Origin of the sequence: Bacillus sp. H1a, assembly GCF_000633475.1 — a bacterium.
Classification (GTDB): domain Bacteria; phylum Bacillota; class Bacilli; order Bacillales; family Bacillaceae_G; genus Bacillus_A; species Bacillus_A paramycoides.
This window is the reverse complement of sequence record NZ_AYMH01000031.1, coordinates 24584-36609: the sequence shown is the minus strand read 5'-3', so window position 1 is coordinate 36609 and position 12026 is coordinate 24584. Positions and strand designations below refer to the sequence as shown.

At 34.4% G+C, this 12026-nt stretch carries 13 protein-coding genes and 1 pseudogene; 4 read left to right on the top strand and 10 right to left on the bottom strand.

Annotation, left to right across the window (positions count from 1 at the left end):
* Positions 1 to 5 precede the first annotated feature (5 nt).
* Positions 6 to 959, bottom strand: a complete 954-nt coding sequence (locus U860_RS0115385) for an LLM class oxidoreductase (RefSeq protein ID WP_025149253.1) — start codon at positions 957 to 959, stop codon at positions 6 to 8.
* A 460-nt stretch (positions 960 to 1419) separates the two neighbouring features.
* Here U860_RS0115385 and U860_RS33420 point away from each other — a divergent pair, with 460 nt between their 5' ends.
* Positions 1420 to 1716: a MerR family transcriptional regulator gene (locus U860_RS33420; protein ID WP_345840340.1), complete on the top strand. Its 297-nt coding sequence runs from the start codon at positions 1420 to 1422 to the stop codon at positions 1714 to 1716.
* A 6-nt stretch (positions 1717 to 1722) separates the two neighbouring features.
* Positions 1723 to 2721 (top strand): zinc-dependent alcohol dehydrogenase family protein, encoded by a 999-nt coding sequence (locus U860_RS0115380; protein ID WP_025149252.1) that lies wholly within the window; start codon positions 1723 to 1725, stop codon positions 2719 to 2721.
* 304 nt (positions 2722 to 3025) lie between these two features.
* Here U860_RS0115380 and U860_RS0115375 read toward each other — a convergent pair whose 3' ends face one another.
* The 5 genes from U860_RS0115375 to U860_RS0115355 all read right to left on the bottom strand — a co-directional run bounded on the left by U860_RS0115375 (position 3026) and on the right by U860_RS0115355 (position 7857).
* Positions 3026 to 3625: a nitroreductase family protein gene (locus U860_RS0115375; protein ID WP_025149251.1), complete on the bottom strand. Its 600-nt coding sequence runs from the start codon at positions 3623 to 3625 to the stop codon at positions 3026 to 3028.
* A gap of 338 nt (positions 3626 to 3963) precedes the next feature.
* A complete protein-coding gene (locus U860_RS0115370; RefSeq protein WP_025149250.1) occupies positions 3964 to 5037 on the bottom strand; it encodes a hypothetical protein in 1074 nt (357 codons plus the stop codon).
* Between the two features lie 143 nt (positions 5038 to 5180).
* The gene (locus U860_RS0115365; protein WP_025149249.1) at positions 5181 to 5600 is read right to left on the bottom strand and encodes a MarR family transcriptional regulator; all 420 of its coding nucleotides are present in this window, start codon (positions 5598 to 5600) and stop codon (positions 5181 to 5183) included.
* Between the two features lie 237 nt (positions 5601 to 5837).
* On the bottom strand, positions 5838 to 6677 hold the full coding sequence (locus tag U860_RS0115360) for an aldo/keto reductase (protein WP_025149248.1): 840 nt from the start codon (positions 6675 to 6677) through the stop codon (positions 5838 to 5840).
* 16 nt (positions 6678 to 6693) lie between these two features.
* Positions 6694 to 7857 (bottom strand): MFS transporter, encoded by a 1164-nt coding sequence (locus U860_RS0115355; RefSeq protein WP_205206319.1) that lies wholly within the window; start codon positions 7855 to 7857, stop codon positions 6694 to 6696.
* A 486-nt stretch (positions 7858 to 8343) separates the two neighbouring features.
* On the opposite strand from U860_RS0115355, the pseudogene U860_RS33415 reads away from it, so the two are divergent.
* Positions 8344 to 8579 (top strand): annotated as a pseudogene (locus U860_RS33415) (hypothetical protein).
* Positions 8580 to 8635: 56 nt separating this feature from the next.
* On the opposite strand, the gene U860_RS0115350 reads toward U860_RS33415, so the two are convergent.
* A complete protein-coding gene (locus U860_RS0115350) occupies positions 8636 to 9109 on the bottom strand; it encodes a tautomerase family protein (protein ID WP_025149246.1) in 474 nt (157 codons plus the stop codon).
* A gap of 43 nt (positions 9110 to 9152) precedes the next feature.
* Positions 9153 to 9668: a heme-degrading domain-containing protein gene (locus U860_RS0115345; protein ID WP_115610320.1), complete on the bottom strand. Its 516-nt coding sequence runs from the start codon at positions 9666 to 9668 to the stop codon at positions 9153 to 9155.
* A 629-nt stretch (positions 9669 to 10297) separates the two neighbouring features.
* Between U860_RS0115345 and U860_RS0115340 the strand changes: the two genes are divergently transcribed.
* On the top strand, positions 10298 to 10780 hold the full coding sequence (locus U860_RS0115340; protein WP_025149244.1) for a VOC family protein: 483 nt from the start codon (positions 10298 to 10300) through the stop codon (positions 10778 to 10780).
* A 211-nt stretch (positions 10781 to 10991) separates the two neighbouring features.
* Here the strand turns inward: U860_RS0115340 and U860_RS0115330 are convergent, their stop codons facing one another.
* Together U860_RS0115330 and saiR are read right to left on the bottom strand one after the other, a co-directional pair.
* Positions 10992 to 11324 carry an IDEAL domain-containing protein gene (locus U860_RS0115330; protein WP_025149242.1) on the bottom strand — a complete coding sequence of 111 codons (333 nt, stop codon included), beginning with the start codon at positions 11322 to 11324 and terminating at the stop codon, positions 10992 to 10994.
* A gap of 163 nt (positions 11325 to 11487) precedes the next feature.
* Complete coding sequence (gene saiR, locus U860_RS0115325) at positions 11488 to 11901, bottom strand: Rrf2-family transcriptional regulator SaiR (protein WP_025149241.1); 414 nt, start codon at positions 11899 to 11901, stop codon at positions 11488 to 11490.
* Positions 11902 to 12026 lie beyond the last annotated feature (125 nt).

The following is a 12026-nucleotide window of genomic DNA, read 5'->3' as shown; positions in this document are numbered from 1 at the left end:
CTCCTTTACAATGCAGGGAAATGAGGAAGTACTTCTTCCCCTAGCTCATCCAACACTTCATTAGCCGGGCGTTTACCATCAAATAGAGCAAGGAACAAGTGATTAACACCGATACTTCGGTATAAATCTAGTAATTCAATTAGCGCCTTACGCCCTGTACGGTAGCCTAAACGTATTGGTGTAGGACGTTCATTTGGATCTTCAGACAAGTCTAAATGCATTGGCTGTATAAATGGTTTAAATACATCTGAATGATAGTCCTCTACTAGCTCTCGCCATTGTCCAATTGCTGCAGCCTGATGTACTGGACTACGTGGATAATACATCCATCCATCACCATGTTCAGCAAACCATTCCATCGTTTGCTGACTAAAACCTGTGATAAAGGTTGGAACACGTTTAGACGGTTTTGGAACTAAATTTGCCCCATGCACTTCTCCTAGATTCGACTCGATAGATGGGAAGTTTTTATACAAAATGTCTTCCAAGTAAGCAAACGCTTCTCTAAACTTTTCGCCTCGTGTTTCATGACTAACACCTAACGCCTTAAAATCAGCACGTCGGTCACCGGATGAAACGCCGAGCATAATTCTTTCTGGAAATAGTTGATCCAATGTAGCAATTTCTTTCGCCACACGAAGTGGATGGCGAAGTGACAATACAGTTGCCGACGTTCCAAATGCAATTTTCTCTGTTTGGCTTGCTAAATACGTCAAATAAATCATCATATCGTAAATTTGACCTGTTGCAGGATCGCCAAAGTCAGGGTCTTGCAGCAAAACATCGCGAAGCCATACGCCTGTAAAACCATATTGTTCCGCTTTTTGTACCAATTCTACTTGTTTTTCCATTGTTGGTGCATGAAACTGATAATTTTCAATAGGAATGTGAACTCCTAATGTAAGTCGTTCTTTCGCAAACATACGATTATATCCAAAATGATTCGCAAACTTTTCCATGTGTTTCACTCACTTTCTTTCATTAATATAAATCTATAATTTTCTTTATTTTTGGTTTTTCTTCTCAAAATTCATAGTTAATCCTGTACACCACAGCCCTAAAAATTTGTTGCAGTTTTGTCTAAATAAAATACGATTGTAATCGTAATACCTAAAACGTAATCGTTATAACTTTGTGCTACGAATGTCATTATAAAACGGTCATAACATTAATAACAGTACGTACTTTAAAGTGATGTAGGCACTTAAAAGTACCTATACCAAATACCTGATTATAAATGTAATCAATAAATCATGCTGCATGAAATGACGACCTCCCTTCCTTCAACAACGTCTAAAGTTGCTTCTGCAGGTACGTTACACTATTTCACGCAAACCTCTTCTCTTTATATAAACTCCTCAAAAAAATGATTGACTTGGAGTTAACTCCAAGCAATACACTTGTAGTGAAAGGAGAGTAATTACAAATGAACTATATATTCACAATATCAGATGTTGCAAAAAAACAGGATTAAGTCCAGACACAATCCGGTACTACGAAAAAATCAGCCTTCTTCCCCCAGCTAAAAGAAATGAGAATAATAATAGGCAATATGTTCAATTAGATATAGATCGAATACTTTTCATTAATCATCTTAAGAGAACACAAATGCCCTTAAATAAAATACAAGAATATATGAAATTCTCACTAGCCAAATTCATAATATTATACTTATTTTTTGTACTTTGCTATGCTATAACCACGAACAGGAGGTAATAAACAATGAAAGCACAAATCATCCATTCTTTTGGGGATTCATCTGTATTTCAATTAGAAGAGTTTTCAAAACCGATACTTTTACCAGGACATGTTCTAATCCATGTAAAAGCGACAAGTGTAAATCCAATCGATACGAAAATACGCAGTGGCGCTGTTTCATCAGTTGCTCCTGAATTTCCAGCTATATTGCACGGGGATGTAGCAGGTATTGTGATAGAAGTAGGCGAAGGTGTTTCGAAATTCAAACTTGGCGATGAAGTATATGGGTGTGCCGGAGGTTTTAAAGGAACTACTGGTGGTGCACTTGCAGAGTTTATGCTTGCTGATATTCGATTAATTGCTCACAAACCTAAAAATTTAACAATGGAAGAAGCAGCTGCTCTACCATTAGTTGCAATTACGGCTTGGGAATCTTTATTTGATCGTGCAAATATTAAACCTGGTCAAAATGTCCTCATTCATGGAGCTACTGGTGGCGTAGGACACGTAGCCATTCAACTGGCTAAATGGGCAGGTGCTAAAGTTTTTACAACAGCTTCTCAGCAGAACAAAATTGAAATAGCGCATCATCTAGGAGCCGACATAGCTATTAATTATAAAGAAGAATCTGTTCAAGAATATGTACAAAAACATACGAATGGAAACGGATTTGAAGTTATATTTGATACGGTAGGTGGCAAGAATCTCGATAATTCTTTTGAAGCTGCCGCGGTCAATGGAACTGTCGTAACTATTGCAGCTCGTTCAACCCATGATCTCTCTTCTTTACACGCAAAAGGACTCTCTCTGCACGTTACTTTTATGGCGTTAAAAATATTACATAAAGATAAACGTGACGCTTGCGGGGAGATTTTAACTAAACTTACTCAAATGGTAGAAGAAGGAAAACTTCGACCATTGCTAGACTCTAAAACTTTTACGTTTGATGAAGTTGCACAAGCACATGAGTATATGGAGTCGAATGAAGCAATAGGAAAAATAGTGTTGAAAAACGTTTGGTAACAATGACTCGATAATAAAAATTAATCCGTGTTTGTAAGTAACAGAGTGCTAAAAACTCCTTTATTGCTAGTTTAAGAATTTAGATTATTAACCTTACGGGCTAATAAATATTTGCATTATAAATTGTACAAATGTTAAACAAGGCGATCAAAAATGATCGCCTTGTTCTTTTAGAAAATACAATAGTCTTTTTAGCGAATTTCACCAATGACAAATATATCCCCCATTACTAAAAAGGGCGAATACATCTGTTGTAACTAGAAGCTTTATTTTCAAACCACATTTAGATTATTAAATTAGAATATTACTTATGAAATTTCACACGCTCTTCAAGCGGTTGGAATTCTTTTTCACCTGGTTCAGCTGTTTGATTACCAAATGGTATTTGTGCAATAAGTTTCCAATTAGCAGGGATATCCCATTCTTTTTTCACTTCATCGTCAATTAATGGATTATAGTGTTGTAAAGATGCTCCTAATCCCTCTGCTTCTAATGCCGTCCACACAACTAATTGGTGCATACCTGATGCTTGGTTTGACCAAATCGGGAAGTTTTCAGCATATGCAGCAAATTTTTCTTGAAGTGATTTAACTACAGCTTCATCTTCAAAGAATAGTACTGTTCCATAACCAGCTTTAAAGGAATCCATTTTTTGTTGCGTTCCTGAGAAATCCCTATCTCCAACTACTTTTCTTAATGTTTCAGTTGTAATATCCCATAATTTATTATGAGCTTCACCAAATAATACAACTAATCGCGCAGTTTGAGAATTGAAAGCTGATGGAGTATATTTCACAGCAAACTCCACGATTTCTTTAATTCTTTCATCTGATACTTGTACCTCTTTATTAATCCCATAGTAAGTACGTCTTTCTTTCAGTGCAGTATAAAAATCTTTTGTCATAACTTTATCTCCTCCTAAGTTCTAATATCCTTCAAAATAATATATCTCGAAGATAATATGATTTGAATTTTTTAATCATTAGACTCCCTAGCACCAATTGTTAATCATTCTAAATCTAAGTCTTATAACATCATTGATAAAATCTAGTCATCGTTTGGTACTATTTTATCCATTCTCTATTAATGTATCCTGCTTGTTTCATATTTACACAAATATGAACTGTAGCTACTTTGATCATCAAATTTCATCTGGATTCGGAATACCTTCAATAAAAGATATTAACATTTAAATTTAACTAAACATTTCTAATGAATAATAGTAAAAACTATTCCCGCCGATTATTTAATAATTAACATCTCATAAGGATGTTGTTCCATAAATCTTTTCTCCCAAGGAATCTCTAATGATGTCCAATTTGAACCGCCATCTAATGACTGATAAACCCCTTTATTGCTAAACAGATAGAACGTTCCGTCGTTTATTGCCTTTAAAACTGGTATGATTGTGCCTTTAGGAGCTGGTAAACCTGAACTCATTTCTGTCCAAGACTGTTTTTTTTCTTTTCTATAAATAAATGATTCACAATTTCCATTATTGTAATCATGCGCTACGTGTGGATTTGAAGATGTCGCAATAATAATATTTTCTGGATCAGTTGAGTTAACCGCCATTTGATATGCGTAATGATGCTTTAACCCACTACAAATATAGCTCCAAGTCTTACCTCCATCACAACTCTCCGCATACTCTTGACCTGGTTCCTTCAAGAATGAATCCCCTAAAACCCCGTATAAACGATTTGGCGCATTGTGATGCGATTTAAGAACGTGGATATCTTGAGGATAGTTCCCCTCTTTTTCCTCAGTCCATGTAATACCGCCATCTACACTTTTGATTAATCCCCCTACCTCAATAGTCGTATAAATGGTTTGTGGATTAGTAGCATCAATTTCAATATGTTTTACATGGTGTGTATATGTTCTTTGAGGAAAGAACCACGATGAATACGATGGCATTTGTCGATAATCGGTTAGTAACTCAAAACTGTCTCCTCCATTCTTGGATACAAACATTGCACTTGGTTCAGTTCCTACATATACTATCCCGTTACCGTCATCACCCTTCGATGGAGATACAGAAACTGCTGTAATAGATCTCATATTAATAGTATTAGCTGGAAACACTTCACCAAAAGAAGGTAACGTACCAATTGCTTCCCATGAACTTCCTCCATCTATACTTCTCCATAATCCTCTATCAAAAGTACCACAATACATTCTTTCTGGATCGCTTGGATCAGAAGCTAACGCAACTGGATTAGCACCTACAAACTGCGAGTGAACGCTCCATGTTGAGTCTTTTTTTTCTGCAATTACAAGTTCTCTATCAAACGCTAATATGAATTTTTCCATAACTAAAATCTCCTCGTTTCATAATATATCTACTGTATTATTTAGATTTTGGACGTTACAAGTTAAGAGATGACATTTATGTGCTATAGCACATAAATGGCAGATTTTATTCCTTATAAAATTATTTTATAAGGAATATCTGACTAATAACTTACATTATATAATTTATTTAACAATACCTTTAACTGTTGAACCTCTTCGTTAGTTAAACTACTTGTTACAAAATCGTTAGCATTTTTAACTACAGGTAAAATATCTTTTTTTATCTCTTCACCCTTTTCAGTCAAAAAAATGTAATGTGAACGTTTATCTTGTTCATTAAAATTCTTCACGACAAACCCTTTTCTTTCCATGGAATGTATCATCCTTACAATCGTACTATGATCTTTATCAATTGTTTGGGCTAGATCCTTTTGGGTCATACCTCTTTGACTATCAAGAATACTAATAAGACTCCATTGTTCCGGAGTAACACCATAAGGCTTTAATTGTTTCATGAAATAATTTGTTAACTTCACATCAGTGCGATGAACAAGATATCCTGTTAAATCATATAGGTCCATATGCCACCTCCAAATAACTCGAAATATACGTGCTATAGCACATATATTATAGAATGCATTATTATATGTCAAACTTTATACTGTCCCCATTCATTCTGTTTTAGAATCAATTCTCTAGATAGCGTAACGCAATTTAAAAGTTATGATATAAACGATATTCAAATAAATAGAAACACTTTCTTGAATAGAAAATATAAAAAAAGAGTGCAACTTTTGCACTCTTTTTTCTCATTTTTATTAGAAATCGAAGTTATCAGGATCTGGACCAACGCGGTGGTTTTCGTTTAACGCATCGATTTTTTCCATATCTTCTTTTGTTAATTCAAAATTAAATACATCAGCATTTGCAATAATGCGGTGTTCTTTCGTTGATTTTGGAATTGTGATCACTCCATTTTGCAGATCCCATCGCAAAATAACTTGAGCTGTTGTCTTACCATATTTATTAGCAATTTCTTGTAATGTTTCGTTATTTAATAATTGACCTTGCATAAGCGGTGACCATGCTTCCAGTTGAATACCTTGCTCTTTACAGAAAGCTTGTAGTTCTTTTTGCGTTAAACGCGGATGATATTCGACTTGATTAATCATCGGTTTAATTTCTGCACCTTCCATTACATCCTTCAGGTGATGGATTTGGAAGTTACTTACACCAATTGCACGTACACGCTCTTCTTTATAAAGTGTCTCTAATGCTCTCCACGTATCTTTATATTTCCCTTCAACAGGCCAGTGAACAAGATATAGATCTAAATAATCTAGCTCTAATTTTTTTAAGCTCTCTTCATATGCAGCAAGTGTTGCTTCATATCCTTGATCTGCGTTCCATACTTTTGAAGTGATAAATAATTCTTCTCTTGAAATCCCAGCTGCTTCGATTCCTGCACGGATCCCTTCACCTACTGCTTTTTCATTTCCATAAATCGCAGCTGTATCGATGCTGCGGTATCCTGCTTTAATCGCTGCTTTTACAGCTTCTACAAGTTCTGGTCCCTCTTCTACTTTAAATACACCTAAACCGAACCAAGGCATTTCTACACCGTTATGCAATGTTGTTTTACTTTGTAAATTTTTCATTTTATTTTCTCTCCTTTTATTTTACTTGATCTCGTTTTTCTAATGCCATACTCCACGCTGTTAAAATAACAGCTCCTACTACCATAATGCCACCTACCCAAGCTGTATGAATTAACCCTAACGAGTTCGTTACAAGACCACCTAAATAAGCACCAAGAGCAATCCCAGCATTAAACGCCGCAATATTAATTGCCGATGCAACATCGACAGCACTCGGTACAAATCGTTCAGCTAACATTACGACATATACTTGTAGCCCCGGAACATTCATAAATGCGAATAGTCCCATAAAAATAATTGTGATTAACCCAGCAACTTTAAATGGCGCTGTAAATGTTAAAACAAATAATATAATCGCTTGAATAAAGAACATGTAAAATAGCGCTCGAATTGGATTATGGTTCGATAATTTCCCGCCAATTACATTCCCTATCGCGATTGCGATTCCATACACTAACAAAATGATAGTAACCGTATTTGCTTTAAACCCTGTTACCTCTTGTAATAACGGAGATAAATACGTAAATGTTACGAATGTTCCCCCATATCCTAATGCGGTAATAATGAATACAAGTAATAGTCTTCCGTTCGTAATCAGTTTAAATTGATCACGAAATGATACAGACGTACCTTTTTTCATATTAGAAGGAATTAGAATACTATTTGCGATTAAGACAATGATTCCAATTACCACAATTGCCAAAAATGATGTTCTCCAGCCAAATTGTTGACCAATAAACGTTCCAATTGGTGCACCTGTAATAGTTGCTACTGTTACTCCAGTAAACATAATGGCAATTGCGCTAGCACGTTTATCCTCTGGTACAAGTGCCGCAGCGATCGTTGAGCCAATTGACATAAACACACCATGCGAAAGCGCAGACACAATTCTCGCAATAAGTAATACAGTGAAGCTTGTTGCTACCGCTGCGATTCCATTACCAATAATGAAAATAATCATAATCCACATTAATAACGTTTTTCGCGACATATTAGCTGTTAACGACGTTAATACTGGAGCACCAAACGCTACTCCTAACGCATATAAAGAAACAGTTAAACCAGCTGTTCTAACCGAGACATTTAAATCTTCTGAAATGGATGGTAATAAACCGACACTTACAAATTCAGTTGTCCCAATCCCGAATGCACTAATTGCTAGCGCTAATAACGCAAGCATACTTCTTCTATTTGTTTGAGTTGCTGAAGAAGATACTGTATATGAATTCAATTGAGTTTCCCCTATCCCCTATAATTCCTATCATAATAGTGCGATAAAAACGCCTTTTTATCTTCTAAAAAATATATTTAATCTCTACAAACACTATTATGAATGGTTTCATTCTTTTTTTAAAGAACGCACTTCGAAGTACTATAGGTACTTTTTAGTACCGTACTTTTCGCTTTTCTCTTACATGTACTATTATGAAATATATTTAATATAATGAATAGTACAAACTTTAAAGTATTATAGATACTAAAAAATAACATAGTTAACTAGTATCGTAAGGCTTGTTTCGTTCTTACATGTGCTATTATGAATGATATTCAACATAATAAAAAGTACGTACTTTAAAGTACTATAGGTACTAAAAAGTAACATTTGCACAGTCTAGCTTATTTTGTTCAAAAACTGAAATCTGCATTCACCAAAGGAAGGTTTCATATGTGGAAATACAATCTTCCTATAGAGGCAACGTTAGATAGTATCTCTTGAAAATGTAAGTTTGTTCTCCTTTGTTACTTAACAAAAGGAAAACAAACGAACAAGCGAAAATAGAATATTCTTTAACTGATTACAATTGATCTTTAGAGCCCATATTAGATTCTCATTGTACTTTTGGAGAATGTCATCTCGAACAGGCTGGAAATACATCCATGCTCATTACCGCAGACCAATAATAAAAAAGGCAAAAACGAACAGGAATATGTTCATTTTTGCCTTTTTTATTTAACGATTAAAATGTACGACTTTTGGAAAGGAAATCTTTATCGGCCCCCGTTATACCACTTTGTCCCCAGTTTCCTGGAATCATTTCGCGAATAAGAATAAGGACTTTATCCAAAGGTGCATGAGTATATTTAGATGTTAGTTGTGTAAGCTCTTTTACCCACTTATCCTTTGTATCTTGATCAAATGTATTCCATATATCAATCTTGATAATACCCATTCCATCAACGGTACTATCCAGTGTATAGTAAGACTCTTTTGTCTCCCAATTGGACACTCTACTTTTCTCAGCAAAGGTAGCATCACTTGCTACAGCCCCAGCTTTTCCCCAATTTTCTTTCTCAAGTTCCGTTATCAACACTTGAATTTTGTCAGGGACAATCTTTAATAATTTTGTTGTAAGTTCAGTTACTGCATAAATGAATTCCTGTTTTTCTTCTGTTGACATGGTCGGCCAAGTATTTAGCTCGATTAATGGCATAGTATTGCCCCCCTAAAATTGATTATCTACTCACTAACTACAACTACTGGTTTAAATGGTTTTTAACTGCTCTTATAACCAATTCATGATCTTCTTCTGGTGGTAATCCTGAGACTGTAACCATTCCGATAACCCCCACGTTTTTTATTTGGATAGGAAAGCATCCCCCAAACGCAGCGTATTCTGAAGCATCTAAAAGATATTTTTCATTATATGGAATTCCAGTTATTTCACTTTGTATCTGCATATAATACGAGCTATGATTATGCAGGGAAACGACCCGTTTTTTACGCTCAATCCATTTCGTATTTTCCTCAGTTGTCCCTGTCATCTTGAAATGAAATAATTGCACACCATTTTTGGTTATATCAACAGCAATCAATTTCCCCTCTTGCTTTGCTGTTTCAACGATAAATAAACCTAGTTGCAAAGCATCTTCATTTGTAAAAGAAGAAAATTGAAGTGTTTCCTCCTCTATTAAAATTTGTTTACTTATTTCACTCAACTTTGAAGTGCTCATATCTTCAACCTCCATAATCGTTTTATGCCATATTAGCATTTTGGGGAATTATCGCGTTCTAAAGTATTAACTTTCAATTATTCTGAATCTAAATAAACTGCTGTAACATCGAGTAACTAATACCGTAAAGCTTACTTTCTTCTTACAGGTGCTATTATGAATGATATTCAATGTTATAAAAAGTACGCACTTTAAAGTGCTATAGGTACTTTAAAGTACTTTTCTACTTATCCTCCTCTTACAGAGACTATTATGAAATATATTTAACATATTAAAAATGTATGTACTAAAGAATAATATTTTCAATAATTAACTCTTTTGCTCAATGGTTGTAATCCAATTTCATCAAAGTTTTTTATCAAGTGAAACAAAAAGAACCTAGTAGGTATTAGATTCTTTTCTGGCCGAAAAACAACTTTTATATTTTCCTTTTCTTTATTCATAATAAAAACATTCATTCACGATACATTTACATAAATGCACAAACTCTTTCCTGTCTTGTTACAAAAGACTTAGAATAGAACTACTATTAAAGGCTCATTTTAATTACAGTAAAACGTTGATGAAAAGAATACATTTTTAAAGGAACATCGTTTGTCATATTATCATTGGAAATCTATTTTTATAACTTTTACAATTATGCTATCAAAAAATAGGAGGCAACAAAGATGAGTGAAAACACAGCAGGCTTCTCACAAGTAAATCACGTCGGAATTACCGTAAGTAATTTAGAAAAATCTATCGTTTTTTATGAAGCGTTAACAGGTAAAAAAGTATCGAACATCGATGAAATCGGCGGAAAAAGAATGGCGCAAACCCAAGGACTTGAAGATACTCGTATTAAGTATGCAAACCTTCACTTAGACAATTTGAATATCGACATTCTAGAATATGTTGTCCCTAAATCAGATAAAGCATCTTACTCAAATAATCAAATTAGTGCGATGCATCTTTGTTTTGAAGTAGAAGATATTGATGCCGCTGTGGAACGTCTAAAAGCAATTGGGGTACAACCAGATGGTGAGCCGATTGTCTTCCAGGAAGAAGATGGCTTGAAATCTGGATTTGGTACAGGCGTTGCCTACTTCCGTGATCCAGATGGTACTAATTTAGAGCTTATCACTCCAAAAGGTCCATTTAGACGTGACTAATTAATATAAATCAAGGTGTTTGCATTTTTTGCAGTATTACAATGGCCTTGCGAAAAGATACTATATTTTACTCATATGAATACCGAAAAAGCCACCTTATGTGAAAGGTGGCTTTTTGTCGCTAATCGCGAAAAAATGGAACTTTTTAAAACCAAAGAATTGATTTTATCACAACTAAAGATTCCGAAAGAAATTATATTTATAATAATTTTTAAACTCCTCCATTAACTAGCTCGTTTATCGAGTTTAATTTTGAAGAAAGTCCGATAAACCATTCTTCATCTCCTGTTAATAATGCTAGATCTATAAGAAATAGGATTTGCTCCTTGTTTATTGCCTTTGATTCAGGAAGTTTTTTTACGTGTTTACTTAAAAAGGACATTGTTTTACTTATTGTGTCTTTGTTGTCACATTTAACAACATTAACCTTAACTACTTCCCCTACGTTATCAAATGATTCAATGTAACCAAGTATTAGTTCACCCTCTACTGATATTCCTCGAACCCAATCTCCTACTTTTAAAACAGGATTATTATTTGACATCATACTTTTTCACCTTCTTACAAATGATTTTAGTATTAAAACAATAAGAATAGTTCTCCATTTTTAAATAACAGTAAACAAGATATATAAAATAAATCAAACTGTAATGTTTTTCATTACATTTAGACATTAGAACTCCACGGCTATATAACAATTAAGCCGTTTATCGTTCTTGATTGATAAGATCAACTACTTCTTTCATTGTATAGTTCTTTAAATATTCACCTAGATGTTCTTCAGCGCCTAAGAAAATAGTAAAAAGGACTTTTCGCATATTCGAACCTACAATACACTGATCGTTCGATTCTGGACATTTAGGTTGCAAAGCACCTTCTGAGGTTATTTGATAAATATGCCAAAGGTTAACTTCACTTAAATCTTGAGCGAAAATAAATCCTCCACCAATCCCCTCTTTTGATTGTATAAACTTATGTTTTTTTAACAAACTTAGCACTTTGCGAATGCGTACTGGGTGAACACCTGCACTTTCTGAAATAGCATTACTTGTTGACATCCGATCTGGCTGTAGAGCTAGATAAGTTAAACTGTGAATGGCCAAGGTAAAGTCACTGTTCATGGTCTTCCTCCTACGATATAAATTGCTAATCACTTTTCAACATACTGTAACTATAAATATTACAGATAGGTTTGTCAAACGTTAAGATATATATAATTCTTACCCTGAAGAAATAAATTCCATTA

Excerpts from the sequence above, each read along its gene's own strand:
- U860_RS0115365 (WP_025149249.1), bottom strand. The coding sequence starts at position 5,600 with ATGGACCTATATGATTTAACAGGATATCTTGTTCATCGCACTGATGTG.
- U860_RS0115375 (WP_025149251.1), bottom strand. The coding sequence starts at position 3,625 with ATGACAAAAGATTTTTATACTGCACTGAAAGAAAGACGTACTTACTAT.
- U860_RS0115385 (WP_025149253.1), bottom strand. The coding sequence starts at position 959 with ATGGAAAAGTTTGCGAATCATTTTGGATATAATCGTATGTTTGCGAAA.
- U860_RS0115340 (WP_025149244.1), top strand. The coding sequence starts at position 10,298 with ATGAGTGAAAACACAGCAGGCTTCTCACAAGTAAATCACGTCGGAATT.
- U860_RS0115360 (WP_025149248.1), bottom strand. The coding sequence starts at position 6,677 with ATGAAAAATTTACAAAGTAAAACAACATTGCATAACGGTGTAGAAATG.
- U860_RS0115355 (WP_205206319.1), bottom strand. The coding sequence starts at position 7,857 with ATGCTTGCGTTATTAGCGCTAGCAATTAGTGCATTCGGGATTGGGACA.
- U860_RS0115380 (WP_025149252.1), top strand. The coding sequence starts at position 1,723 with ATGAAAGCACAAATCATCCATTCTTTTGGGGATTCATCTGTATTTCAA.
- U860_RS0115370 (WP_025149250.1), bottom strand. The coding sequence starts at position 5,037 with ATGGAAAAATTCATATTAGCGTTTGATAGAGAACTTGTAATTGCAGAA.
- saiR (WP_025149241.1), bottom strand. The coding sequence starts at position 11,901 with ATGAACAGTGACTTTACCTTGGCCATTCACAGTTTAACTTATCTAGCT.
- U860_RS0115345 (WP_115610320.1), bottom strand. The coding sequence starts at position 9,668 with ATGCTAATATGGCATAAAACGATTATGGAGGTTGAAGATATGAGCACT.
- U860_RS0115350 (WP_025149246.1), bottom strand. The coding sequence starts at position 9,109 with ATGCCATTAATCGAGCTAAATACTTGGCCGACCATGTCAACAGAAGAA.
- U860_RS0115330 (WP_025149242.1), bottom strand. The coding sequence starts at position 11,324 with ATGTCAAATAATAATCCTGTTTTAAAAGTAGGAGATTGGGTTCGAGGA.